General features: G+C 67.4%; 21 protein-coding genes. 10 read left to right on the top strand and 11 right to left on the bottom strand.

Features of this window, described 5'->3' with window-relative positions; translation table 11 throughout:
- The first annotated feature begins 32 nt into the window (after positions 1-32).
- Positions 33-1,376 (top strand): glucoamylase family protein, encoded by a 1,344-nt coding sequence (locus DES43_RS07525; RefSeq protein ID WP_051520569.1) that lies wholly within the window; start codon positions 33-35, stop codon positions 1,374-1,376.
- Here DES43_RS07525 and DES43_RS07520 read toward each other — a convergent pair.
- The 7 genes from DES43_RS07520 to pdxR form a co-directional block, all read right to left on the bottom strand.
- On the bottom strand, positions 1,364-2,464 hold the full coding sequence (locus tag DES43_RS07520; protein WP_035026896.1) for a pyridoxal-phosphate-dependent aminotransferase family protein: 1,101 nt from the start codon (positions 2,462-2,464) through the stop codon (positions 1,364-1,366). The two genes, DES43_RS07525 and DES43_RS07520, sit on opposite strands and share 13 nt — an antisense overlap.
- Positions 2,457-3,263 (bottom strand): ATP-binding cassette domain-containing protein, encoded by an 807-nt coding sequence (locus DES43_RS07515; protein ID WP_035026897.1) that lies wholly within the window; start codon positions 3,261-3,263, stop codon positions 2,457-2,459. The genes DES43_RS07520 and DES43_RS07515 overlap by 8 nt, the downstream gene beginning before the upstream one ends.
- Positions 3,260-4,054, bottom strand: a complete 795-nt coding sequence (locus DES43_RS07510) for an ATP-binding cassette domain-containing protein (protein ID WP_035026899.1) — start codon at positions 4,052-4,054, stop codon at positions 3,260-3,262. The genes DES43_RS07515 and DES43_RS07510 overlap by 4 nt, the downstream gene beginning before the upstream one ends.
- Positions 4,051-4,905 carry an ABC transporter permease gene (locus DES43_RS07505; protein ID WP_425352087.1) on the bottom strand — a complete coding sequence of 285 codons (855 nt, stop codon included), beginning with the start codon at positions 4,903-4,905 and terminating at the stop codon, positions 4,051-4,053. Before DES43_RS07505 ends, DES43_RS07510 begins: the two co-directional genes overlap by 4 nt.
- Positions 4,902-5,891 carry an ABC transporter permease gene (locus DES43_RS07500; protein WP_035026901.1) on the bottom strand — a complete coding sequence of 330 codons (990 nt, stop codon included), beginning with the start codon at positions 5,889-5,891 and terminating at the stop codon, positions 4,902-4,904. The genes DES43_RS07505 and DES43_RS07500 overlap by 4 nt, the downstream gene beginning before the upstream one ends.
- A gap of 35 nt (positions 5,892-5,926) precedes the next feature.
- Positions 5,927-7,525 (bottom strand): ABC transporter substrate-binding protein, encoded by a 1,599-nt coding sequence (locus DES43_RS07495; RefSeq protein WP_035027073.1) that lies wholly within the window; start codon positions 7,523-7,525, stop codon positions 5,927-5,929.
- A 210-nt stretch (positions 7,526-7,735) separates the two neighbouring features.
- A complete protein-coding gene (pdxR, locus tag DES43_RS07490) occupies positions 7,736-9,232 on the bottom strand; it encodes a MocR-like pyridoxine biosynthesis transcription factor PdxR (protein WP_035026902.1) in 1,497 nt (498 codons plus the stop codon).
- Between the two features lie 261 nt (positions 9,233-9,493).
- Here pdxR and DES43_RS07485 point away from each other — a divergent pair, with 261 nt between their 5' ends.
- Genes DES43_RS07485 through pta form a run of 4 tightly spaced genes read left to right on the top strand, consistent with a single transcriptional unit; the run spans position 9,494 to position 14,190 of the window.
- A complete protein-coding gene (locus tag DES43_RS07485) occupies positions 9,494-9,868 on the top strand; it encodes a nuclear transport factor 2 family protein (RefSeq protein ID WP_084496497.1) in 375 nt (124 codons plus the stop codon).
- A gap of 33 nt (positions 9,869-9,901) precedes the next feature.
- Complete coding sequence (locus tag DES43_RS07480; protein ID WP_035026906.1) at positions 9,902-11,302, top strand: NAD(P)/FAD-dependent oxidoreductase; 1,401 nt, start codon at positions 9,902-9,904, stop codon at positions 11,300-11,302.
- A gap of 49 nt (positions 11,303-11,351) precedes the next feature.
- Complete coding sequence (gene xsc / locus DES43_RS07475) at positions 11,352-13,127, top strand: sulfoacetaldehyde acetyltransferase (RefSeq protein ID WP_035026907.1); 1,776 nt, start codon at positions 11,352-11,354, stop codon at positions 13,125-13,127.
- A 19-nt stretch (positions 13,128-13,146) separates the two neighbouring features.
- On the top strand, positions 13,147-14,190 hold the full coding sequence (pta, locus tag DES43_RS07470) for a phosphate acetyltransferase (protein WP_035026909.1): 1,044 nt from the start codon (positions 13,147-13,149) through the stop codon (positions 14,188-14,190).
- Between the two features lie 125 nt (positions 14,191-14,315).
- Here the strand turns inward: pta and DES43_RS07465 are convergent, their stop codons facing one another.
- The 4 genes from DES43_RS07465 to DES43_RS07450 all read right to left on the bottom strand — a co-directional run bounded on the left by DES43_RS07465 (position 14,316) and on the right by DES43_RS07450 (position 19,593).
- Positions 14,316-15,701 (bottom strand): formimidoylglutamate deiminase, encoded by a 1,386-nt coding sequence (locus tag DES43_RS07465; protein ID WP_035026911.1) that lies wholly within the window; start codon positions 15,699-15,701, stop codon positions 14,316-14,318.
- Positions 15,698-16,519 (bottom strand): N-formylglutamate deformylase, encoded by an 822-nt coding sequence (gene hutG, locus DES43_RS07460; RefSeq protein ID WP_035026912.1) that lies wholly within the window; start codon positions 16,517-16,519, stop codon positions 15,698-15,700. Before hutG ends, DES43_RS07465 begins: the two co-directional genes overlap by 4 nt.
- Positions 16,516-17,766 carry an imidazolonepropionase gene (gene hutI, locus DES43_RS07455; RefSeq protein WP_035026914.1) on the bottom strand — a complete coding sequence of 417 codons (1,251 nt, stop codon included), beginning with the start codon at positions 17,764-17,766 and terminating at the stop codon, positions 16,516-16,518. The genes hutG and hutI overlap by 4 nt, the downstream gene beginning before the upstream one ends.
- 126 nt (positions 17,767-17,892) lie before the next feature.
- On the bottom strand, positions 17,893-19,593 hold the full coding sequence (locus tag DES43_RS07450; protein ID WP_035026916.1) for a urocanate hydratase: 1,701 nt from the start codon (positions 19,591-19,593) through the stop codon (positions 17,893-17,895).
- A gap of 173 nt (positions 19,594-19,766) precedes the next feature.
- Between DES43_RS07450 and hutC the strand changes: the two genes are divergently transcribed.
- From hutC to DES43_RS07425, 5 genes are all read left to right on the top strand, one after another.
- Entirely contained in the window at positions 19,767-20,528 is a 762-nt protein-coding gene (gene hutC, locus DES43_RS07445; protein WP_051520570.1) for a histidine utilization transcriptional repressor HutC, read from the top strand.
- A 236-nt stretch (positions 20,529-20,764) separates the two neighbouring features.
- The gene (locus tag DES43_RS07440) at positions 20,765-21,757 is read left to right on the top strand and encodes a TRAP transporter substrate-binding protein (protein WP_245514537.1); all 993 of its coding nucleotides are present in this window, start codon (positions 20,765-20,767) and stop codon (positions 21,755-21,757) included.
- 13 nt (positions 21,758-21,770) lie between these two features.
- Complete coding sequence (locus DES43_RS07435) at positions 21,771-22,313, top strand: TRAP transporter small permease subunit (RefSeq protein WP_035026918.1); 543 nt, start codon at positions 21,771-21,773, stop codon at positions 22,311-22,313.
- 1 nt (position 22,314) lies between these two features.
- Positions 22,315-23,895, top strand: a complete 1,581-nt coding sequence (locus DES43_RS07430) for a TRAP transporter large permease (protein WP_035026919.1) — start codon at positions 22,315-22,317, stop codon at positions 23,893-23,895.
- A gap of 9 nt (positions 23,896-23,904) precedes the next feature.
- Entirely contained in the window at positions 23,905-25,005 is a 1,101-nt protein-coding gene (locus tag DES43_RS07425) for a pyridoxal phosphate-dependent aminotransferase (protein ID WP_051520571.1), read from the top strand.

The raw sequence follows: 25,005 nt of genomic DNA, 5'->3' as shown, positions 1-25,005 counted from the left end.
TCCCGGCCTCGTGAGCGTCTATATGCATCGTCATGGACGCACTTCCGGTGGCCAGCCTGGCCCGCAACATCCCCGATGAAACGCTGCTGGACGACATCCAGCGGCGGTCGTCCGGTTTTTTCCTGAATGCGGTGAACCGGGCCAACGGCCTTGTCGCGGACAGCACGCGGCCGGGCGCGCCATGCTCCATCGCGGCGCTGGGGCTGGCGCTCAGCCTGTGGCCGGCGGGCGTGGAGCGCGGCTGGATGAGCCGCGGGGAGGCACAGGCGCTGACGCTTGCGGCGCTGCGCTGCCTGTGGCGCGCGCCGCAGGGGCCGCAGCCGGATGCGGCCGGCCACAAGGGCTTCTTCTATCATTTCCTCGACATGCATACGGGCCGCCGCGCGTGGAAAAGCGAGCTTTCCACCATCGACACGGCCCTGCTGATGGCGGGCGTGCTGGCCGCCGCCCAATATTTCGCCCATGACGATGCGGCGGAGGCCGAAATCCGCAGTCTTGCCCATGCGCTCTACACCCGCGTCGACTGGCGCTGGGCGCTGAACGGCGGGGCGACCTTCAGCCATGGCTGGCGGTCGGGGCGCGGCTTCCTGCGCTTTCGCTGGGAAGGCTACAACGAGGCGCTGATCCTCTATATTCTGGGCCTCGGCTCGCCGAGCTTCCCGGTCCCGCCGGAAAGCTATAAGGCGTGGCTTTCCACCCTGCGCTGGCGGCGGGTCTACGGGCGCGAGATGCTCCATGCCGGCCCGCTGTTCGTGCATCAGCTTTCGCACATCTGGATCGATTTCCGCGACATACGCGACGGTTTCATGCGCGCAAGGGGCTTCGACTATTTCGGCAACAGCCGTGCCGCCACCCGGCTCCAGCGCGACTACGCCATCCGCAACCCGAAGGGATTGCGGGCCTATGGCGAAAACTGCTGGGGCTTTTCCGCAGGCGACGGGCCGGGACCGGCACGCCGGACCATCGGCGGCGTCGAGCGCCGTTTCCATGGCTATGCCGCGCGCGGCGTGCCCCACGGCCCCGACGACGGCACGCTGTCGCCATGGGCGGCGATGGCCTCGCTGCCCTTCGCACCGGAGATCGTGATGCCGCTGGCGCGCCATGTCCACCGCGCGGGGGCGGGTGCGGGGGCAGGGGCGGACGAAGGAGCCCGCTGCCGCTTCACCGCCAGCTATAACCCGACATGGGCCGGGACCGACGATCTGGACGGCGGCTGGGTGTCGCCCGCCCTCATCGGCATCAATCAGGGGCCGGTGGTGCTGATGATCGAGAACCACCGCAGCGGTTTTCTGTGGCGCCTGATGCGCGACTGCGCGCCAATCGTCACCGGCCTGCGCCGCGCCGGCTTCAGCGGCGGCTGGCTTCAGGGTCCATAGACGCCGGCGACGGCTTCTTCGGCGGCGCGTTCGTCCGTGGCAAATCCGGCACGGTTCAGAATGTGCCCGACGGCGCGCACTCCTTGCAGAACCGTCTCGCGGCCGGCGCGGGGGCCGGTGTGATCGAGGCGCAGCAGCTTCGAGGCCACAGCGCCGACGCCGGCCGTCAGGCCCGCCGCAATCGCCGCCTCATCCTGCGCGAGCCGGTGCGCGTCGAGCCCTTCCGGTAGCAGGATGGTGGTGACGAGGCGCGAAGCCTCGCGTTCGTCGCCGATCCACAGGCGCGCACCGAGCGCTTCCAGTCCGGCGCGGGTGGCGCGCTGCGCGCGGACATGACGGGCGATGGTGCCGGCCATCCCTTCGGCCTCCACCCGGTCGAGCGCGGCTTCCAGCGCGTGGAACTCCAGCGCCGAAGGCATGCCGGAAAGCGCGCCGCGCCCGGCATCCAGCCAGTTGCGCTTTATGTCGATGAGCGACAGCACCGAACGCTGCGGCGCGTCCGGCCGGTCGATGGCCTGCCATGCCCGCTGGCTGACGCAGAGCGCGGAAATGCCGGCCGGACCGCCCAGCCCCTTCTGCGGGCCGATGACGGCGATGTCGATGCCAAGCGCATCCACGTCCAGTTCGTGCCCGCCGGCCGACGCCACCGCATCGACCAGCAGCAATGCACCCTTTTCGCGCGCCAGCCTGGCGATTGCGGGCAGCGGGTTGAGGATGCCGGACGCCGATTCCGCATGGACCAGCGCCACCAGATCAACACCGCCCGCGCCGGCCAGCGCCTGCGCCACGGCTTCGACGGTGACCGGCAGGCCGGGTTCGGCCCTGAGTTCGACGACGTCCACGCCGGCACGCGTCAGCCATCCGCCGAACAATTCGCCATAGGGGCTGGTGACGATGTTGAGCGCGCGCATGCCCGCCGTGCCGAGGCTTGTGGCTGCCGCCTCCAGCGCCACGACCGCTTCCGCCTGCACGAACACCACATCGTTGCCGGTAGCGATGAGGGTGGCGATGCGGTCGGCAAGCCTTGCGTAGCCCGCTGCCGGGTAGGGCGGCAGGTCGAGCAGCGAATGGCGGGCGAAATCAGGCATTTTGGGATGCTTCCCGGTTAAGGTGGGAAATATGAAGGCGGGGAATGGCCGCGACCAGCGCGCGCCCGGTTTCCGATTGGGGATCGGCGACGACCGTGCCCGCCGGCCCCGTCTCGACGATGCGGCCGCGATCCATGATGGCGATGCGGTGCGAGACGGCGCGCACCACCGCCAGATCGTGCGAGACGAACAGATAGGCAAGGCCGCGCTCGCGTTGCAGGCGAACAAGCAGGTCGAGGACCTGGCCGCGCACGGTGACGTCGAGCGCCGACACCGCCTCGTCCAGCACGATCAGCTCCGGCTCGGTGGCCAGCGCGCGGGCAATGGCCACGCGCTGGCGCTGGCCGCCGGAAACGGCATGGACGGGCCGCGCGGCGAGATTTGCGGAAAGGCCGACGCTGTCCAGCAATTGCGCGATCCGGCGGGGACGTTCTGCGGGGGAGGCCAGCCCGTGGATGCGTAGCGGATCGGCCAGCACATCGGCCACCGTGGCGCGCGGGTTGAAGGCGGCGGAGGGGTCCTGGAACACCATCTGGATGCGCTTGCGGACGGTGCGCAGCGCCTTGCCGTTCAGCGCGCCGAGATTCTCGCCTCCAAAGGCTATGGTGCCGGCATCCGGCTCGATCAGCCGCATCACCACCCGCGCCAGCGTGGACTTGCCGCTGCCCGAAGGCCCGACGAGGCCGATGGTTTCGCCGGCTGCCACCGACAGCGACACGTCATCGAGCCCCTTCACCTCGCGGCCGCCCGAACGGTAGGTCTTGGTGAGGCCCTGAACCGCCAGCAGCGGCGCCCTCATGGCTGCTCCTCCGCGATCAGCGGCGGGGTGTCGAGCCCGATATGGCTGGCAAGCAGCCTTGCCGTATAGGCTTGCCCGGGCGCGCCGAGCAGTTCGGCGGCCGGGCGGGCCTCCACCAGCCGTGCATCGTGCAGCACGGCGATGCGGTCGGCGAAGCCGGAGGCAAGCGCAATGTCGTGGGTGATGAAGATGAGCGTCATGCCTTCGGCGTGAACCAGCTCATCGAGCAGCGCCACAATTTCCGCCTGAACGATGGTGTCGAGGGCGCTTGTCGCCTCGTCGGCGATCAGCAGCGACGGCTCGCCCGCGATGGCCGCCGCAATCGCCACACGCTGGCGCTGGCCGCCGGAAAGCTGGTGCGGATAGGCGGCAAGCGCGCTGTCCGGGTCGGGAATGCGCACCCTTGCAAGCAGAGCGCGGGCGCGGTCACGCGCCTCGGGGCGCGACAGGCCAAGATGCAGGCGCGCGACTTCCGCGATCTGCCTGCCGACGGGGATGACCGGATTGAGGCTTGCGCCCGCATCCTGAAACACGAAGCCGATGTCGCGGCCCGCGCGCGGCGGCGCGGCAAAGCCGGGCCAGTCGATGCGGCCATCGATGCGCGCTTCCGGGGGCAGCAGCCCGCCCAGCGCCAGCGCCAGCGTCGACTTGCCCGAGCCGCTTTCGCCGATGACGGCCAGCCGCTCGCCTTTGAGAATGTCGAGGTCGAGGCCCTGAAGGGCCATATGCGCGGCTTCTCCGCTGCCATAGGTGACGGTCAGGCCGCGCAGGCTGGTCAGAACACCACTCATGGCCGCGCCTTTCTGCTCGCCAGCGCATCGGAAAGCCCTTCGGCCAGCAGATAGACGCCGAGCACGGTGACGACGAGGCCGATGCCCGGCACGATGGACAGGAACGGCGCCGAGCGCAGCACGTTGCGCCCTTCGGCGATCATCGAGCCCCATGTGACGATGTTGGGGTCGCCGAGGCCGAGGAAGGAAAGCGCGGATTCGATCAGCACCGCATTGCCGACGATCACCGCCGCCAGCGCCAGCACCGGCGGCAGCGCATTGGGCAGCACTTCGCGCAGCGCGATTTCGGCCGGATGCATGCCGATGACGCGCGCCGCCGCCACATAGTCGCGCTCGCGGATCGACAGCACCTCGGCGCGCGCCAGCCGCGCCGGGCCGGTCCATGCGCCGAGCGCGATGGCGAGGATGACGACCGGCAGCGATGCGCCCGCGACGCTGACGAAAGCCAGCGCCAGAAGGAAACCGGGCACGGTCTGGAAGGCGTCCACCACGCGCATCAGCGCCTCGTCGGCCAGCCCGCCGGCGAAGCCGGCTATGGTGCCGACCAGCGCGCCGGCGACGATGGAAACCGCCGCCGCCGCCAGCCCCACCGCAAGCGACGCCTGCGCGCCATGGAACAGGCCGGCCAGCACGTTGCGGCCGAGCCGGTCGGTGCCGAGCGGAAAGGCGGGATCGGTGAAGGGCGGCGTCAGCGGCGCGCCGGCAATGGCCAGCGGGTCGCCGGGAAACAGCAAGGGCGCGCTGAGCGCGGCCAGCGCCAGCAGGGCCAGCAGCGCCAGACCTGCAACGCCGGCGGGCGAGCGCAGCAGCCGCCCCAAGATATTTATGGGGGCATTTATGGGGGCATTCATGCCGCAACCTCGTTCGCGCCGACGCGCGGGTCGAGCAGCGCATAGGCCATGTCGACGGCGAGATTGACGAGGATGACCAGCACGGCGCTGACCAGGATGATGCCGGTGAGCAGCGGCGCGTCGCGCCCCGCCACGGCCTCTTGCGCCAGCCGCCCGAAGCCGGGAATGGCGAACACGCTTTCGATGACGACGCTGCCGCCCAGCATGGAGGCGGCCTGAAGGCCGAGCATGGTGACGAGCGGCAACAGCGCGTTGCGGGCAATGTGGAACACCGCGATGCGGCGGTGGCCGAGCCCGCGCGCGCGGGCCGCAAGCGCATAGTCCTGCCGCCATGCCTCGGCCATGCCGGTGCGCATCATGCGCAGGAACAGCGCCAGATAGATGAGGCCCAGTGCCGCCACCGGCAGGGCCAGATGCCAGGCGATGTCGCGCGCCCGCGCCAGACCGTGCCTGCCCGAGGCGATGGTTTCGATGCCGGCGGTGGGGAACCAGCGCAACTGCACCGAGAAGACGACGATCAGCACCAGCCCGAGCCAGAAGCTCGGCACCGCATAGAGCGCCAGCGAGCCGGTGGAGAGCATCCGGTCGCGCCAGCTTCCCGGTTTCGAGCCGGCGACGATGCCGAGCGCCGACCCCACGGTGAAGGAAAGCGCGACGGCGCTGCCCATCAGCCACAGCGTGTTGGGCAGGCGCTCAAGGATGAGGCCGGAAATCGGCCGGTTGAAGATGACGGACCAGCCGAGATCGAGCCGGACAAGCGACGTCAGGTAGAGCCACAGCCGCGACAGGGCGGAGCCTTCGAGGCCGTAGCTCTGGCGCAGCGCCTGCACCAGCGCCGGATCGCCGCCGCCGATGGAAAGCAGATAGGCGTCCGCCGCGTCGCCGGGGGCCAGCTCCAGCAGGAAGAACGACCCGACGATGACGATCAGCAGCACCGGAATGCTGCTGACCAGCCTGCGCCGGAGAAGGCGAAGCGCACGGTTCATGCCTGAAACTCTGCTGTGGCGCCCGCCTCAGTCTCTCACGATTCCAGTTCGGTGTCGGCCCAGTTCGAAACCGCCCAGCGCGGATTGTTGGAAACGTTCTTCACCTGCGAGCTGGCCACGGTGATGAAGCCCCAGTCGGCCACGTTGATGATCGGCAGGTCCTGCGCCACCAGCACCTGAAGCTGCTTGTAGAGTTCCGTGCGCTGTTTGGTGTCCACCGTCTCGCCGGCCTTGTCGATCAGCGCGTCGATGTCCTTGTTCTCATAGCCGCCCTGATTGGAGAAGGGCACGCCGGCCGGCGTGCCGGAGCGCACGAGGATGGTGGTGGAGATGGCCGGGTCGCCGCGGAACACGGTGGGCGCGACGGCGAGGTCGAACTCGTGATCGGTGTAGACCGCCTTCTGGTGCGCGGCGGCATCGTTGTTCACCACCGTGGCGTCGATGCCGACGGCGGCCAGCGCCTGCCGCAGATAGTCGCCGAACTGGCGCGTCTCGGTGAAGTAGGGCGCGGGCAGCAGCCGCAGCCTGAAACGGGTGCCGCCGTCCTGCCTCGGATAGCCGGCCTCGTCGAGCAGCGCGTTGGCCTTGTCCACGTCGAAGGGATAGGCCGGAACGTCGCCATTGTAGAACTCGGGCGCGTTCTTCGGCACGATGCCGGTGGCCGTTTCCGCATAGCCGAGGAAGATGGTGCGCACCACGAAATCGCGGTCGATGGCGTGCGCGATGGCCTGCCGCACCTTGACGTTGGCCAGCTCCGCGCGGCGGTGGTTGATCTCGACCGCGAGCTGGTAGGTCAGCGCCTCGTAGCCCTTCGAATAGACCTCGATGCCCGGCACCTTCGAGATGCGGTCGAGGTCGGTGAGCGGCACCTGGCTGAAGGCGGCAAGCTGGATCTCGCCGGCTTCCAGCGCACCCGCCGCCGCCGCGCGGTCTGGCAGCACGCGGAAGATGATCTCGTCGAGCTTCGGCTCGCCTTCGCCCCAATAGTCCGGGTTGCGTTCCAGCCGGTAATATTCGCCCGGACGGTGCTCGGCGAAGCGGAACGGGCCGGTGCCGACCAGATTCGCCGTGCTTGCCGCAATGTCGGCCTCGCCCTCGTAGATGTGCTTCGCCACCACGCTCGACACCACCGGCAGCGCGTTGCGGACAAGCTGGAACGGCGTCGGTCTGGCGAAGCGGAACACGGCGGTGTGGTCGTCGGGCGTGTCGACGGCTTCGAGATTGGCGAACACCAGCCGGCCGAGATTTTGCAGCGGCTTCCACACCTGAAGGGCCGAGAAGGCGACGTCTGCCGAGGTGAAGGGCTGGCCGTCGTGCCATTTCACGCCCTCGCGCAGTTTGAAGGTGGCCGAAAGCCCGTCGTCCGAGCCTTCCCATGCGATGGCGAGGCGGGGCGCCAGCCCGCCCTCTCCGTCGAACGAGGCTTCCGCCAGAGGCTCGATCACCTTGGAGGCGATGAAGAAGACGCCGTTCGAGGCGACGATGGCCGGGTTGAGGTTGCGCGGTTCGGAATCGGCGGCGACGACGAGGCGGCCGCCGCTCTGGCCAAACGCAACCGGCGGCAGGGCCGTAGAGGCCAGCAGAAGCGCCGAGCCCCTGATGAGGGTGCGCCGGGAAAGGGATATGGTGTTCATCTTCTGCTCCGCCAGACTTGCGTGGAAGGGTGGATCGAATGTCCGGATTCTTCCGGAATTGGCGGCATTCTCCTGCAAGGCCAATGGCGCTTACAGGGATGGATTCCTGCCGGTCGCCCGAAGATTAGAATTATCTCTTCGATATCCCGCGTCAACGGGAACAACATGCTCTGGCCCCAGAGGAAATGCCTTGTGGCCTTCTGTAAGCGTTCAGCCGGCCGGGGACAGCGTCTGCACGATCCGGTCGATGCGCGCGGCCGTGCGCGCCACGCCTTCCTCGATGCGCGAGGCGGGGATCGACGAATAGCCCATGCGGAAGAAGCGGCACGGCCCGTCCAGGTCGGGGAAAAAGGGCGAGCCGGTCTCGATCAGCACGCCGTCCTGCCGCAGCTCGCCCATCAGCCGGTCGGCGTCGAGCCCTTCCGGCCCCTCGATCCAGAACGCGGTGCCGCCAAAGTCGGATGCGCCGGCGATCTTCAGGCCGTTTCGCTCCAGCGCCGCCGCCATCACCTCATGGCGCTTGCGGTATTCCAGGCGCATGCGGCGGATCACCGCGTCATAATGGCCGAGCGCGAGGAAATAGGAGACGGTGCGTTGCAGATGGCCGGGCGGATGCCGCAGCATGAGGGCGCGCAGGGCGCGCGCCTCGCGGATGACAGGGGCCGGGGCGGCGAGGTAGCCGAGTCGCAGGCCGGGAAACAGCGACTTGGAGAAGGAGCCGACATAGAGCACGCGCCCATTGCGGTCGAGCGACTTGAGCGCCGGCGAAGGCGGCTTCAGGAAGCTCATCTCGAACTCGTAGTCGTCTTCCACGATGATGAAGTCGCGCTTCTCCGCCTCGGCCAGAAGGTCGAGGCGGCGCTCCATCGGCATGGTGGCGGCGGTCGGCGAATGGTGGCTCGGGGTGACGAACACCACGTCCGGCTTTGCCGGCAAAAGGTCCAGCCGCAACCCGCCCTCATCGACATCGACGGCGGTGACCTCCGCCCCGCTCAGATGCAGCGAGGCGCTGAGATCGGGATGGCAGGGGTTTTCGCACACCGCGCTCGCGCCCTGCCTGAGCATGAGCTGGATGATCAGCCACAGCGCATTCTGCGCCCCCACCGTCACCAGAATCTCGTCGGGGCTGGCCTTGATGCCACGGCTGGGCAGGGACCTGCTGCATATGTAGTTGACGAGCTGCACATCGTCGGCCGCGGCGAAATCGCCCGCCATCAGCTCGAAATCCTCGCGCGCCAGCGCACGCCGCGCGCAGTCGCGCCAGGCCGAGAGATCGAACAGGGTCGGGTCCATCTGGCCGTAGAGGAAGGGAAAGGGAAAGCGGTGCCAGTCCAGCGGCTTGCGGATGGGCTTGGCGATGGAGAAGCTCGCCCTGATCTTGCTCTGCCAGTTCACCGTGCCGCAGCCGGCAGGGGCGGCGTCCGCCGAAAGCCCCGCCTGCGGCTGGCTGTCGGAGACGAAATAGGCGCTGCGCCCCCGCGCCTCCAGATAGCCCTGCGAGGCGAGCTCCTGATAGGCCAGCGTCACCGTGATGCGCGAGATGTTGAGGTAATCGGCCAGCTTGCGCGTCGATGGAAGCCGCGCGCCCGGCACCAGACGCCCCGACAGTATGGCCGAGACCAGCGTCTCGCGAAGCTGGTTCTGCAAGCCCGTCCGGCTGTCGCGGTCGATGAAGAAGATGGTCTCCGAAACGGTATGCTGGCTCACGCGTCCCGCCTTGTCAAAACTGGACTCATTGAAGTTCCCATTTGGATATAAGGCAAGAGCCCTTCCTCCCATAGCATCGCCTCATTCGCAAAAGTGAACATCGGAAGCTGGCGCGACGGCTCCCGCCCTGGCGGGACGCATCCGGCAACTTCCGCCGACATGAGCGACGGACGCGCTGCGTCCGGCCGATGACGCACGACTTCAAGGCAGGCCGCCGGCCCGCCGGCCTGAACGGGAGGACATGGCATGACGACGGGGCAAATGACCGCGGAGGATCTGGCGGCGCTGTTCGACGCCTTCAACCGGCATGACATCGAAGGGATCATGGCCTGGTTCGCGCCCGACTGCGTGTTCGACACCGTCGGCGGCGCGCAGGCATGGGGTACGCGCATCGAGGGCGCGCCGGCCATCGCGGCGGCGTTTTCGGGCGTATGGGCGGCGATGAAGGATGCGCGCTGGGACCATCACAGCCACTTCGTCCATGGCGACCGCGCCGTTTCGGAATGGACCTTCACCGGCACCAGCGAAGATGGCAGCCGGGTCGAGGCCGAGGGCTGCGACCTGTTCACGCTGCGCGGCGGCAGGATCGTGAAGAAACAGGCATTCCGCAAGCAGCGGCCGCTTATCGCCGCGTGAAAGCAAGCCCGTCCGGGCGCAGGATTTCCAGCCATGCAGCATCAGGCAATCGAAAGCGGGCAAGCCCGCAAGCCCTACGATCCCACTTACGATCCGGTGGTGGCGCCCGATCCCGGCCACGGCCGCGACTATGCACCGACCTACTGGATCGGCACGGCAGGCGGGCCGCCGGCCGACGACGGGCCGGTGCGGGCCGACATCGATGCCGATGTGGTGGTGGTGGGCTCTGGCTATACGGGGCTTTCCTGCGCCATTCATCTGGCCCGCGAGCACGGCATCAAGGCCGCCGTTCTGGAGGCGAACGGCGTGGCCTGGGGCTGTTCCACCCGCAATGGCGGGCAGGCGCAGATTTCGGCCGGCCGCCTCAAGCGCTCGCAATGGATCGAGCGCTGGGGCGTCGAGGTCGCGAAGAAGCTGCACCGGGAGATCGCCGAGGGTTTCGACCTGTTCCGCGCGCTGATCGCCGAGCCGGAGATCGACTGCCAGCCGCAGGATGGCGGCCATCTCTACATCGCCCATCGCGACAAGATGATGCCGGGGCTGGAGAAGGAATCGAGGCTGCTCAACGAAGTGTTCGGCTATCCCACCCGCATTCTCGGCCGCGACGAGATCCACCGCGATTTCGTGCGCGACGCGGAAGCGCGGGGCGCGATGTACGAGCCGGACGGCATGGGTGTCCATGCCGGCAGGCTCGCCTTCGGCTACCTGAAGCTGGCGCGCAGGCTGGGCGCGAAAGTCCACACCGACAGCCCGGTGATCGGCTACAGCCGGCGGGATGGCTTCCATTATCTGGCGACGCCCGGCGGCACGGTGCGCGCCCGCGCCGTTGCCTTCGCCACAGCCGGCTACACCTCGCCCGGCCTGCATCCGCTGACGAGGCACCGGCTGATGCCGGTCCTGTCCAACTCCATCGTCACAAGGCCGCTGAGCGAGCAGCAAGTCGCCGCGCTGAACTTCCGCACGAAGATCCCGCTCACCGACACGCGCACGCTGCGCCATTATTACCGGCTGATGCCCGACAACCGCTTCCAGATCGGCTCGCGCAGCGCCATCACCGGGGCGGATGCGACCAACCAAAAACACCTCGACCTGCTGCTGGCCGGCATGGCGCGAAAATTCCCGTCGCTGAAGGGCATCGAGGTCGATTATTCGTGGTGGGGCTGGGTCGACGTCAGCCACGACATGATGCCGCGCATCGCGCAGCCCGACCCGGCGCAAAGCCTGTTCTACGCCATGGGCTATGGCGGCAACGGCGTGATGTATTCCGCGCAGGCCGGCCGCCGGCTCGCGCAGATGGTCGCCGGCAAGGGGAAGGGGCTGGACCTGCCGATCTTCACCTCGGCGCTGCCCCATCACGGGCTGCTGACGCCGTTCCGGCGCATCGGCCAGCGCGCCCTCTACCGCTGGTATCACCTCCGCGACGAATTGCTGTGAGTGCGGGATTTCAACCCGCGTCACCAATGACATGAAAGGGAACACGACAATGAAGATGACGACCGAGGAAGCCTTCGTGAAGGTTTTGCAGATGCATGGGATCGAACATGCGTTCGGCATCATCGGCTCCGCCATGATGCCTGTATCGGACCTGTTTCCGAAGGCCGGCATCAGCTTCTGGGACTGCGCGCACGAGACCAATGCGGGCCTGATCGCGGACGGCTATGCGCGCGCCACCGGCAGGATGGCGATGGCCATCGCCCAGAACGGGCCGGGCGTGACCGGCTTCGTCACGGCGGTCAAGACGGCTTACTGGAACCACACGCCCATGCTTCTGGTGACGCCGCAGGCGGCCAACCGCACCATGGGCCAGGGCGGCTTTCAGGAAGTGCCGCAGATGGCGCTGTTCGAGGACATGGTGTGCTACCAGGAGGAGGTGCGCGATCCCGCCCGCATCCCCGAAGTGCTCAACCGGGTGATCGAGAAGGCGTGGCGCGGCTCCGCGCCGGCCCAGATCAACATCCCGCGCGACTACTGGACCCATGTCATCGACGTGGAGCTGCCGCAGATCGTGCGGCTGGAGCGCCCGGCCGGCGGCCGGGAGGCGATCGCGGCTGCGGCGAAGCTTCTGTCGGAAGCGAAGTTCCCGGTCATCCTCAACGGGGCCGGCGTGGTCATCGGCGGGGCGATCGGGGAGTCGGTGGCGCTGGCCGAGCGGCTCGACGCGCCGGTGTGCTGCGGCTACCAGCACAACGACGCCTTCCCCGGCGACCATCGCCTCGCCGTCGGCCCGCTCGGCTACAACGGCTCCAAGGCGGCGATGGAGCTGATCTCGAAGGCCGATGTGGTGCTGGCGCTCGGCACCCGCCTCAACCCGTTCTCGACGCTGCCCGGCTACGGCATCGACTACTGGCCGAAGGATGCGCAGATCATCCAGGTCGACATCAACCCCGACCGCATCGGCCTGACCAGGAAGATCGGCGTCGGCATCTGCGGCGATGCCAGACAGGTGGCGCGCCAGATCCTCGAACAGCTTTCGGCCACGGCCGGCGACGAGGGCCGCGAGGCGCGCAAGGCGGCCATCCACCAGACCCGCTCGGCCTGGCTCCAGCTGCTGTCGTCCATGGACCATGAGGACGACGATCCGGGCACCAGCTGGAACGAGGAAGCGCGGGCGCGCGATGCGGGGCTGATGTCGCCGCGCCAGGCATGGCGGGCCATTCAGGCGGGCATGCCGAAGAACGCGATCATGTCCACCGACATCGGCAACAACTGCGCCATCGGCAATGCCTATCCCTCCTTCGGGGAGGGGCGCAAATATCTGGCGCCGGGCATGTTCGGCCCGTGCGGCTACGCCTTCCCGTCGATCATCGGGGCCAAGATCGGCTGTCCGGACGTGCCGGTGGTGGGCTTTGCCGGCGACGGCGCCTTCGGCATCTCCATGAACGAGATGACCTCCATCGGGCGCGAGGAATGGCCGGCCATCACCATGGTGGTGTTCCGCAACTACCAGTGGGGCGCGGAGAAGCGCAACACCACGCTGTGGTACGACAACAATTTCGTCGGCACCGAGCTGAACCGCAACTTCAGCTACGCGAAGGTGGCGGAAGCCTGCGGCTTCAGGGGCGTGGTGGCCGATACGCCGCAGAAGCTGACCGACGCCATCCGCGCCGCCTGCGCGGCGCAGGCGCAGGGCGCGACCACCTTCATCGAAGTGGTGCTCAACCAGGAGCTGGGCGAACCCTTCCGCCGCGACGCCATGAAGAAGCCGGCGCCTGTCGCCGGCGTCGACAAGGCCGACATGCAGCGCCAGAACCCGCTCTGAGGGGCGGGGAGCCGGGACGATGAAGCCGCTCGAACGCATCATCGAGGCCGCGAAGCGGGCGCGCAGGCGCATCGTGCTGTCCGAGGGCGAGGACCCGCGCATCGCCGAGGCCGCCGTCCGTGCCGCGAATGACGGCATCGCCGACATCGTGCTCGTCGGCAACCGCGCGGCGGTGGAGGCGCAGCTCGCCGCCTGCGGGGCCGATCCCGCCCGCCTGCGCATCGAGGACCCGCTCACCTCGGCGCTCACGCCGCGCCTTGCCGCCGGCTGGCATGAATTGCGCAGGGACAAGGGCGTCGACGCGCAGGCGGCGATGCAGGCGCTGCGCTCGCCGCTGCTGTTCGCCGCCATGATGGTGCGCGAGGGCGAGGCCGACGGCACGGTGGGCGGGGCGGTGGCCACCACCGCCGACACGGTGCGCGCCGCCTTGCAGGCCATCGGCCGCGCGCCGGGCGTCGCCATCGTCTCCTCGTTCTTCCTGATGATGCTGTGCCAGCCGCACCATCAGAAGAAGGGCGCCTTCGTGTTCGCCGATTGCGGGCTGGTCGTCGATCCGGATGCCGCAGCACTCGCCGGCATCGCGCTGGCGTCCGCCCGTTCCTGCGCGGCGCTGACCGGCGAGGAGGCGCGCGTGGCCATGCTGTCCTTCTCCACCGGTGGCAGTGCAGCGCATGAGCGGGTGTCGAAGGTGGTGGAGGCCACAAGGCTGGCCCGCGCCGCCGCGCCCGATCTGCTCATCGACGGCGAATTGCAGTTCGATGCCGCCTTCGTGGAAGCGGTCAGCGCCGCCAAGGCGCCCCACTCCGCCCTGCACGGGCAGGCCAACGTCTTCGTCTTCCCCAATCTGGACGCCGCCAATATCGGCTACAAGATCGCCCAGCGCATCGGCGGCGCCGAGGCCATCGGCCCCATCCTCCAGGGGCTGGCCAAGCCCGCCAACGACCTCTCGCGGGGATGCAGCGCGACCGACGCCTATCACATGATCGCCATCACGGCGTTGCAGGCGGCGCACGGGGAAGCGGGGCAGGCCGCGGCTCACTCCCCGTCAGGGCTGGCGCGGTAGCAGTTCTTGCCGATGACCGCCGCCGAACGGCCCTGCGACCGGCATCGGGGTGCGGCACGAACTGTCCGCTGCCTTGCCGCTCTGCCTGCCAGGGGGCAGACGGGAATGGCGGCGAGCGGCAGCTCCTACAGCTTCGCCATCACCCTGCGATAGTCGGCCATGATCTTCTCCTCGCCGGCATGGCGGCCTTCACGGATGACCCATTGCCCGGCGACCATGACGTCGCGCACCGGATTGCGGGTGCCGCCCAGTATCCATGCATCGAGCGCGGTGCGCGGGCCATGGCCGAGCAGGACCGGGCTGTCGGCGTCCAGCATGACCAGATCGGCGCGGCGGCCGGCCAGCAGCGCGCCGCCGCCCTGCGCCGAGCACTGCTCGCCGCCGGCCAGCGCCGTGTCGAACAGCAGGCGGCCGGTGTGGACCTCGCCGCCGTCTTCCCGGGGCCGGGCGATCACATTGCGCCGGCGCAGCTCCAGACGCTTTCCGCATTCGAGGATCCGCAGCTCCTCCGCCGTCGAGGTGGAGTAGTGGCTGTCCGTGCCGATGCCCCAGGCGCCGCCGGCCTCGTGCCACTCGACCAGCGGAAAGAAGCCGTCGCCCATGGTCGCCTCGGTCAGCGGGCAGATGCCGGCCACCGCCCCGCTGGCGGCCGCGCCGGCAATCTCGGCGGCGTCGAGATGCGTCGCATGGACAAGGCACCACTGCGGCCCGAGGCCGACATTGTCCAGCAGCCACTGCACCGGCCGCGCGCCGAGCCCGGCCTCCACTTCCCGCACTTCATGTGTGGTCTCGGAGACATGGATGTGAAGCCGCGCCTGCGGGTCGATGGCGCGCATGCCCGCCAGCGCGGCCTTCGCTTCATCGGGCGTGACCGCGCGCAGGGAATGGAGGGCGAGGCCGACCTCCAGATTGCGATGCGCGCCGCGCCGGCTGCGCAGGGTTTCGATCAGCGACAAATAATCGTCGACGGAATGGACGAAGCGCTTCTGCGTTTCCTCCACCGGCTTGCCGATGCCGCCATGGGCGTAGAGCACCGGCAGCAGGGTCAGGCCGAGCCCCGTCGCCGAAGCCGCGGCGATGAGCCTGTCCGACATTTCGGCGGGATTGGCATAGGGCCGGCCTCCCGGCTGGTGGTGGACATAGTGGAACTCGCACACCGCCGTCATGCCGAAATGCAGCATTTCCAGATAGACCAGCGCCGCGATGGCCTCATAGTCTTCCGGCGTCAGCCGGTCGACCATGCGATACATTTCCTTGCGCCAGGTCCACAAATTGTCCTCGGCGCGCGCGCCGGTCACGAACTCTGTGCGGCCCGCCAGCGCCCGCTGGAAGGTGTGCGAATGCAGGTTGGACAGGCCCGGCACCCCATATCCCGCAAGGCGCTCGACCTCTCCTTCCGGCCGGTCGGCGGATATGGACAGGATGATGCCGTCGTCACCGACCTCGACGTAGCCGGGGGAGAGCCAGCCATCGGGCCGATGCAGGTGCTCGACTTCATAGATCGTCGTCATTGCGGGTTCCTCCGGTCGGCGAGCACGCCCGAACGGGCAATGCGGTCCAGTTCGACAAGAATGGGTTGAAGCGCGTTGCGCAGCCGCCCGGCGCGGCCGGCGTCATATGTCCACGGTGCGGCCTCGGCGGCGAGATAGGCGCGCTGGGCAAGTTCCATCTGGATTGCGTGGACGCCTTCCCCGGGGCGGCCATAGTGACGCGTCGTCCAGCCGCCGCGAAAACGGCCGTTGAGGACGGTGTCGAAGCCGGGCGCGCGCAGGCAGGCATCGTGCGCGGCGCCCTCGATTGCAGGAGAGCACGAGGCGCCGCCGTTGGTGCCGATGGAGAAAACCGGCAGGGTTCCCGGAAACAGGAACGGAATCCGCGAACGGATCGAATGGCAGTCATAGAGGATGGCGACGCCGTGGCGGGCGCGCACGCGATCGATTTCGGCAGCCAGCGTCTCGTGGTAGGGACGGTGGAACGCTCCGCAGCGCGCGGCCACCTCATCCTGCGACGGTTCCTGACCGGGGTTCCAGATCGCCTCGCCGTCGAAGTCGGTCAGCGGGCACAGGTCCGTGGTGTTCTGCCCCGGATAGAGGGAGGTTCCTTCCGGGCTGCGATTGGCGTCGATGACATAGCGGTGGAAGGTGGCGCGCACCACCGTCGCCCCGGGCAGGAGCCCGTCATAGAGCTGTCCGATATGCCAGTCGGTGTCGGCGAGCGCGCGGCCCGTGGAGTTCAGCCGCCCAAGAAGGGCGTCCGGCACATGGGTGCCGCCATGCGGCTGGCCGAGGATGACCGGGCTGTCGCCCGAAAGGACCTCGACGGGGCTCATGCGGTTTCCCGGTCGTCGGCGAACACGATCCGCCCGGCCTTGAGCACCGTGCGCGCCCGGCCGCGCCCGAGACGGTAGGCCATGTCCTCGTAGCGCTCATAGGGGAAGATGGCGATGTCGGCCTGCTTGCCGGCTTCGAGCGAGCCGATGCGGTCGGCGCGATCGAGCGCCCTTGCCGCATGCAGCGTTCCCGCCCGGATCGCCTCCGCCGGACCGAAGCGATAGAGCCGGCAGGCGAGCTGAACCACGAAAGGCATGGATTCCAGCCAGCAGCCCGGACACATGTCGGTCGCCAGCGCGAGCGTCAGGCCCGCATCCATCATGGCGCGCGCATCGAAGGGGCGCGAATGCCCGACCGCGAAGTCGAGCGCGGGCATGACCACGCACACCACGCCGGCCTTGCGCAGCGCCTCATATTCCTCCGGCGCGGTGTAGTTCATGTGGTCGGCGGAAACTGCCTGGAGGTCGGCCGCAAGGGTCGAGCCGCCGATATGGGAATAGGCGTCGGTGTGGATCTTCACCTTGAGCCCGTATTCGAGACCGCGTTCGAGGATCGCGCGGGATTCGGCGACCGTATAATAGCCGTCGTCGCAATAGACGTCGTTGAACTCGGCCAGTCCGCGCCGGGCGACCTCGGGTATCATCTCGTCGAGAATCTCGGCGATGTACGCCTCGCGGCTGCGGTCCTCGGGAAATTCATGGGCGCCGAGGAAGGTGGAAACGACCTCGATCGGCTGGCGCATGTTCAGCGCACGGTTGACCTCGAGCATCTTGATCTCGGTCGCGGTGTTGAGGCCGTAGCCGCTCTTGCTTTCGACCGTGGTGGTGCCGAAGGAGAGCATATGCGCCAGCCGCTCGGCGGCGCTTTCGGCAAGCTGCTCCTCGCTGGCCTCGCGCATCATCCGCGCGGTGGCCGATATGCCCATGGGAATGCCCATGGCGCGGATTTCGGCAGGGCTGCGGCCCTGCACGCGCTGCGCATATTCCTCCACCCGCGAGCGGTGGAAGACGAGATGGGTGTGGCAATCGACGAAACCGGGCATGACCAGCCCGCCGCCCGCGTCGATGCGCTGCGCGTCGCCCAGATCGTGGGCGGCGGCGATCTCGGCCGGGGTGCCGACGGCGGCGATGACGTCATCGCTGATCGCCACCGCCGCATCGGTCCGGACGCCGACAAGGTCCGGGGCATCGGCCGCGCAGGTCAGAACCTGCCCTGCGTTTTCGATAAGCGCCGTGATCCGTGCCATGTCGGTGTCCTCCCGTCTTTTGCCTTTGGAGCAGCGGGCGTTCTGACGAACGCTGCTTCCGCTGCTCCATTTTTACCTGGCCGCATTTCTGCGACGTCAGACGATTCCCTCTGACTGCAAAATGCTCTAGCGCTTCAGGTCGTCGGGCCCGAAGGTCGCCGTCGGGGTCCACCACAGCGGAACCTGGACGCCATCCTTGGCAAAGCGCTCGGAAGCGGCCTTGCGGGCGATGTCGTAGCCGGCCTGCGCATGGCGAACCACGCCGATGCCGGAGTCCGTGGTGAGGCAGGCGGCGAGCCGCACGTCTGCCTCGTCGGAGCCGTCGGCGATCATGGTCACGCCGGTGTGGACGGCCTCGCCCATCGAGTAGTTCTCCTGAATGGCGACCAGATCGGCACCCGCCGCGACGTTGAGCAGCGCGTTGAGATAGGGCCAGTCGGAGATCAGGTCGCTGCCATCCTTCATCCGCTCGGATTCGAAGGTCGGGTTGACGATCGAGCCGGAGTCGAGATTGTCGCGGGAGAAGGCCACCGGGCCCTTGAGCTCGCCCGAACGCACCAGCTCGTTGACGCGCATGCCGAACGCCTTGCGCTGGCCGAAGCCCAGATAGCAGATGCGCGCCGGCAGACCCTCGATCGGGATATGCTTGCGGGCAAGGCGGATCCAGCCGGTGACCAGCTCGTCATCCGCGAACATTTCCTCGACCAGATCGTCGAGACGGGCGAGATCCTGCGGATCGCGCGACAGGCAGATCCAGCGGAACGGTCCGCGACCCTCGCAGAACAGCGGACGGATATAGGCCGCCACGAAGCCGGGGATCTTCATGGCCTCGTCCACCGGCATGCCCGCGTCGCGGCTTTCCTTGCGCAGCGAGTTGCCGTACTCGAACACCTGCACGCCACGGTCGTAGAACTCGTTCATGATCGAAAGCTGCTCGATCATCGAAGCGCCGGCGCGGCGGAAATATTCGTCGCGGTCGGCCTTGCGCAGCTCTCTCGCCTCTTCGACGGTCAGGCCCTCGGGGATGTAGGACAGCGGATCGTGCGCCGGGGTCATGTCGGTGATGATGTCGGGGGCGAAACCGGTGTCGCGCGCCTTGCGCAGAACCTCGGCCGCGTTGCCCATCAGGGCGATGCCCAGCGGGCGCTTTTCCGCCGCCGCTTCCTTCGCCATGCGCACGGCTTCGTCGAAGTCGTGGACGATCACGTCGCAATAGCCGACCTCCAGCCGGTGCTTGACGACCTTCTCGTCGACGTCGGCGCAGATGCACACGCCGCCCAGCATCGTCATGGCGCGCGGCTGGTTGCCGCCCATGCCGCCCATGCCGGCGGTGAGCAGGATGCGGCCGCGCATGTCGCCGCCGAACTTCTGGTCGCGGATCGCGACGAGGGTCTGGAAGGTGCCCTGGATCACGCCCTGCGTGCCGATATATTCCCACGGCGCCGCCGTGTACTGGGCGTAGATCGTCAGGTTCTTGTCCTGGAGGTCGTAGAAGACCGGCCAGGTGGCCTTCATGATGTTGGTGGTGGCCATGACCACGCGCGGGGCGAGCGTATTGGTGCGGAACACCGCCACCGGCATGCCCGACTGCACGACCAGCGTTTCGTCGTTTTCAAGCTCCTGCAACGACTTTACGATGGCGTGATAGCTTTCCCAGTTGCGGGCGCATTTTCCGATGCCGCCGTAGATCACCAGCTCCTCCGGGTGCTCGGCGTTCTCCATGTTGTTTTCAAGCATCCGCAGGATGCCTTCCTGCTTCCAGCCCTTGCAGCGCAGATTGTTCCCACCCATGGCGCGGACGGAATACAGAATTTCAGGCTTTCCCATCGAGGTCTCCTCTCTTGGTTATCATATATTGGTATATACAAGTTTGTATAATTGGAACCGCCAACCCTTGTCAAGACGAGGGGCAGGGTCTTTTTTATGCAACTTCTGGATTATCGGGCCAGTCGGCTTTAACGTGTTATGACAAGTCGCAGACAGCCACAGGCGAGTGAGACATGAACAAACGGACTAGAGCAGTCGGATTTGGCAACGCCACGGATGCGGACGGCATTGCGCTGTCGCTGGGCCAGCAGGTCCGCAACTATGTGCTGCAGAAGATCGATTCGGGCGAATGGCCGGAAGGCACCCGGATCCCGTCGGAGGCGCAGCTTGTGGAGCAGCTCGGCGCGTCGCGCATGACGATCCACATCGCCCTGCGCGACCTCTCGGCGGCCGGCGTGCTGATGCGCAAGCAGGGCGCGGGCACCTTCGTCGCCCCCAGGAGCAGCCAGTCGACCTTTCTGGAGCTGCGCAATATCCATGCCGAGATCGAGGCCCGCGGCAATCGCCACACCACCGATGTGCATGTCATGGAGGCTATAAATTGCGATCTTTCGCTGGCAACGGAGATGAATGTCGTGCCGGGATCGACCGTTTTCCACTCGCTCCTCGTGCACCGGGAGAACGGGCGGCCGCTGCAGATCGAGGATCGCTACGTCAATCCGCTGTTTGCGCCGGACTATCTGGAACAGGATTTCACCCGCATCACCCCCAACGAGCACCTGATGGCCATGGGCCCGCTTAAAGAGGTCGAGCACGTGATCCAGGCCGTGACCGCCGACGAGCAGTCGCGTGCCCTGCTCGAGATGCAGCCCGGCGAACCGCTGCTGCTCCTGCGCCGCCGCACATGGTCGCGCGGCCTGATCGCCACCAGCGCGCGGCTGCTCCACCCCGGAACCCGGTTCAGCCTTGCCGGACGCATGACCGTTCCGCACTGAGCGCCGCCAAAAAAATCATACAGGATAATCCGGCTTTACAAACTTGCTCCTTGCGCACGTCATTTTTGTCTTGACACATTCGCAAATCGCGATTGATACTGATTGATATATACAACTAAACATAAATGGGAGAACGCACTGTGCACAGGAGAAATTTCCTTAGCGGAGCGGCTGTTGCCGCGACTGGAGCGGGCCTGGCTGCGCCAGCGATCGCGCAGAGCCGGATCGAGTGGGACATGGTCACGTCCTGGCCGACCGGGGCCCCCGGCCTCGACGACAGCGCAAGGCGCATCGCCAAGCGCATCACCGACCTTTCGGGCGGAAGGCTGGTCATCAACGTGCATGGCGCGGGCGAGATCGTTCCGGCCTTCGGCGTCTTCGATGCCGTCTCGCAGGGCGTGGCGCAGATCTACCATTCGGTTCCGGCCTACTGGATTTCCAAGAACAAGGCGATCGGCCTGTTCGGCTCCTTCCCCTTCGGCCTCACCATGTTCGAGCAGCTGGGCTGGATGTACTGGGGCGGCGGCCAGGAGCTCTACGACAACATCTATGACGGCTTCGGCCTCAAGGGCTTCCTCGCCGGCGGCACGGGCCCGCAGTGGTTCGGCTGGTTCCGCAACGAGATCCACACGCTCGATGACCTGCGCGGCCTGCGCATCCGCACCACCGGCTTCGCGGGCGAGATGCTGCGCCGTGTCGGCGTCGCGGTGGTCACGCTGCCGGGCGGCGAGGTATTCCAGGCGCTTCAGTCCGGCACCATCGACGCGGGAGAGTTCGTGGGCCCGTGGAACGACTTCTCCTTCGGCTTCCATCAGATCGCCAAGAACTATTACGGCCCCGGCCCCGGCGAGCCCTCCTCCACGGAGGAGATCGTGATGAACGCTTCCGCCTACAATGCGCTGCCGGACGATCTGAAACTCATCGTCAAGACAGTGGCGATGTCGGCGGCGGACGAGACCACCATGGACTACGAGATCAACAACGCCAAGACGGTGCGCATCCTCAAGGCCGAGCATGGCGTCAATGTCCGCCTCGTGCCGCAACCCATCGTCGAGGGTCTGGCCGTCGCCGCCAACGAGATGGTCGAGGAACTGCTGGCCGATCCCGATCCGGTGGTGCGCGAGGTCATGGGAAGCTATGCCAAGTTCCGCAACCTGATGGCGGAATACGCACCCTATGCCTTCGCCGGCGAGATGAACGCGCGCACCCTTCCTTTCGCCGAAGGCTGAGGATGGCGCGATCATGAACCGACTTGTCGCCATCAGCCGTGTGCTGGACTGGCCGTCTCGCGTACTGGGGCAAACGCTCCCGTGGCTGGTGGCGGCGGTCGTCCTGCTGAAATTCTCGACGGTGGGACTGCGCTACGTGTTCCACTCCACCAACAGCATGCTCCAGGATTCGGTAACCTACGCCCACGCCACGCTGTTCATGCTCATGGTGGGCTATTCCTATCTCTGCGACGATCATGTGCGTGTAGACATGTTCTACGCGAAGGCATCGGCCCGGGCCAGAGCCTGGGTCGACCTTGGCTGCGTGCTGTTCGGCATCATGCCGTTGTGCATCATACTGGGCTGGTTCGGCTGGCCTTACGTTCGCGCCGCCTGGGCCATCCGCGAGGGTGCGCTCTTCTTCGGCGGTTTGCCCGCCATCTATCTGCTCAAGACGGTTATCCTGGCCTTCGTCGCGCTGCTGGTGATCCAGTCGCTGGCCATATTGCTGCGCGCCATCGCCGTGATCGGCGGCAGCGACGTCGCCGTCTTCGACAACCGGACCGGAAGCGCCTGACATGGAAAGCCTGCCGCTTGATCTTCTCATGTTCGCGGCGCTGTGCGTCGCGGTAATGACCGGAGCCCCGATCGCCTTCGTGCTGGCCGGCACCGCCGCCGTCTTCGCCGTCATCGGCTGGTATCTGGGCGTTCTCAACTTCAACCTGATCGGCGCCCTGCCGACACGCGTCTTCAACACGATGATCTCCGAGACGCTCATCGCCATTCCGCTCTTCATCTTCATGGGAATGGTGCTCGAACGCTCGCGCATAGCCGAGGATCTTCTGCGCACCATGGGCGCGCTGTTCGGCGGCGTGCGCGGAGGGCTGGGAATCTCGGTGACGCTGGTTGGCGCGCTTCTGGCCGCCTCGACCGGAATCGTCGGAGCCACCACCGTGACGATGGGGCTCATGGCGCTTCCCGTGATGCTGCGCTATGGCTACGGCCCCGCCTATTCGAGCGGCGTCATCTGCTCGGCCGGCACGCTCGGCCAGATCATCCCGCCCTCGACGGTGATCATCATCATGGGTGAGGTTCTCGCCTCGGCCTATCAGCAGGCACAGCACAAGATGGGCAATTTCGCCGCCAAGACAGTCAGTGTCGGCGAACTGTTCTCCGGTGCGCTGTTGCCGGGCCTGATGCTCGTCGGCATCTATATCCTCTATCAGCTCTTCATCGGCTACATCCGCCCCGAGCTCTGCCCTGCCCTGCCGCGCGAGGCGGCGGCGGTGGACGAGCGGGACGGGAATGGCAGGCTGGGCGCAAAAGACGTGTTCAAAGTGCTGTTTCCGCCGCTGGCCCTAATCATCGCCGTGCTGGGCTCCATCCTCGGCGGCGTGGCCACCGCGACCGAAGGGGCGGCTGTAGGCGCCGTGGGCGCGACCATCCTTGCGGGAATGCGCAGCGGGCGCAACCGCTGGGCAACCTGGGTGGCGGTCGCCGGCGTGGCGCTGCTGTTCTTTCTGGCGGCGCGCTACGATCTGCGCCTCGGACGTCCCAATGCCAGCGCCTTTGACCAGAACATGCTGAAGTTCGCCGGTGTCGTGGCCCTCATCTCATTCCTTTCGCTTGCGGTGATCTGGGTCGAACTGTTCCGTGACCGCATCCTGTGGGCTTCCATGAGCTCGACGGCACGCACCACCGCGATGATCTTCACCATCGTGATCGGAGCCACGCTGTTTTCCCTGGTATTCCGGGGGCTGGGCGGCGACGTGCGCATCGAGCGGATGCTGGACGCCGTTCCCGGCGGCCCGAACGGCGCGCTGATCGCGGTTCTGGTTCTGATGTTCTTCCTCGGCATGTTCCTCGATTATGTCGAGATCACCATCATTGCCATTCCGGTGGTGGGACCTCCGATCCTCGCAGGTGGCGTGGACCCGATCTGGTTCGGCACGCTGGTGGCCATGGTGATGCAGACCTCATTCCTCACCCCGCCCGTAGGCTACACGCTGGCCTATCTTCGCTCCGTCGCTCCCGCTTCCGTGACGACGCAGGCGATCTGGCTGGGCGCGGTACCTTTCGTGGGTCTGCAACTGCTGGCCGTCATGATCGTCTACTTCATGCCGGGCATCGCCACCTGGCTGCCTTCCAGGCTCTTCTGAGATCCGGCGATGACAGATGTCGATACACGGGTGCCGCCTGCCAGCGGCAGGCTCGACGGCCTGCCGGGCTACGGCAGGGGGCGGGCGGGGCAGGGGCAGGCGTTCCGCCACCGTCTCGGCTCCAACGAGGCCCCGGAAGGGCCGTCGCCCGCCGTGGTGGAGGCAGCGATGGCCGCATTGTCGGGAGGCAACCGCTATCCCGACCTGCGCGGCGAGGCGCTGGCCGAAGCTCTGGCGCGCCGCCATGGCGTCGGCGCGGACATGGTCGCGGTCGCCGCCGGCTCGATCGTCCTGCTCGACCAGATCGTGCGCGCATGGTGCGATCCGGGCGACGAGATCGTCGTGCCGTGGCGCTCCTACGAAGCCTATCCGATCATTGCCGGCCTGGCCGGCGCGCGACTGGTCGAGGTGCCGCTCGACAACGAGCACCGCGCCGATCCGGCGGCGATATGCAACGCCGTGGGGGCCGGCTGCCGGGTGGCGATCCTGTGCAACCCCAACAATCCGACCGGCACGGCGCTCGATGCCGACGAACTGGACGCCCTGATCGCGGCCTTGCCGGCCCATGTGCTCGTGGTGCTCGACGAAGCCTATGCCGACTATGCCGATGACGCCGGCACCGTCGCGGTCTCGCCGGCCCGGCGTCTCACGCGCCATGGCAATCTCGTGATCCTGCGCACCTTCTCCAAGGCGTGGGGCCTTGCCGGGTTGCGTGCAGGCTACTGTCTGGCCGACCCGCGGATCGTCAACGCCCTGCATGCCGTGGCCCCGCCGTTCCCGCTGCCCGCCCCGGTGGTTGCCGCGGCACTGGCCGCCCTGGAGGCTCCCGAAGCGGTGGAGGCGCGGGCGCAGAACAACGCCAGTCAGCGCGGGCGCATGGCGTCCGGCCTGTGCGCGCTGGGTTTCCCGGTCGCGCAATCGCGGGCCAATTTCCTGTGGCTTGCCGTTGGCGGGCAGGCCGCGGCGCTCACCGCGCATTTCAGGGATGCGGGCATCGCGGTGCGCTGCTTCGCCGACGAAGGCGTGCGCATCACCACCGGCAACGATGCCGATACGGCCGCCGTTCTCGCCGCAGCGGCGGCATGGCGTGAAATTCAGGAGAGGACATAG

Source organism: Aquamicrobium defluvii, assembly GCF_004363725.1.
Lineage (GTDB): Bacteria > Pseudomonadota > Alphaproteobacteria > Rhizobiales > Rhizobiaceae > Mesorhizobium > Mesorhizobium defluvii.
The sequence above is the reverse complement of the archived record's forward strand: the minus strand, read 5'-3'. Positions and strand labels throughout refer to the sequence as shown.